Genomic DNA, 646 nt, shown 5'->3' on the forward strand with positions numbered 1-646 from the left:
ATCGCTCCGTTCCTGGCGCTGGCGCCGGTCCGTCGTCGGCACCCGGCAGGCACAGTGCTGATCGTGGACGGAACCTTGGTCCCCACCCGTGACCGGAGTGTGGCCTCGTCCTCCAAGAACTACCGTTTTTCGACGAACCTGCAGGTCATCGTCGATGCGAACAGTCGCTTGGTGGTCGCGGTCGGCCGTCCGTTACCCGGCAGCCGGCACGACGCCCGGGCCTATGGCGAGTCTGGCGTGGACCAGGCGGTGAGGAGCGCGCCGCTCCTGGGGGACGGCGGCTACCGTGGCACGGCCGCGCTCATTCCACACTGGCCCCGGCCCAACCAGCCACTGACCCCCGAGCAGCAAGCAGACAACACCGTCCACTGCAGGGCCAGAGCCCGAGTGGAACGTGTCTTCTCCCGGATGAAGACCTTCAAAATCCTTCGCGACTGCCGCCTGCGCGGCGACGGCGTCCATCAGGCCATGCTCGGCATCGCCCGACTCCACAACCTCGCTCTCGCAGGATAGTCCACGAGCATACGAGAGGCACATCAGCCTGCCCCAACAACCCCTTACGGGACATCATTTACTACTCGCAAAAGCACCGGAAGCTCGGCATGAACGTGCAGGCCGTCTCCCGTCCGGACGGCACACGGCTGTG

The 646-nt window shown here is 65.9% G+C and carries 1 protein-coding gene; it reads left to right on the forward strand.

What is annotated here, in order from left to right:
• A partial coding sequence (locus V7793_RS38000) for a transposase (protein ID WP_336014322.1) occupies window positions 1-513 on the forward strand: 513 nt, incomplete at its 5' end.
• Window positions 514-646 lie beyond the last annotated feature (133 nt).

It is taken from the genome of Streptomyces sp. KLMMK (genome assembly GCF_036961605.1).
GTDB lineage: Bacteria > Actinomycetota > Actinomycetes > Streptomycetales > Streptomycetaceae > Streptomyces > Streptomyces telluris.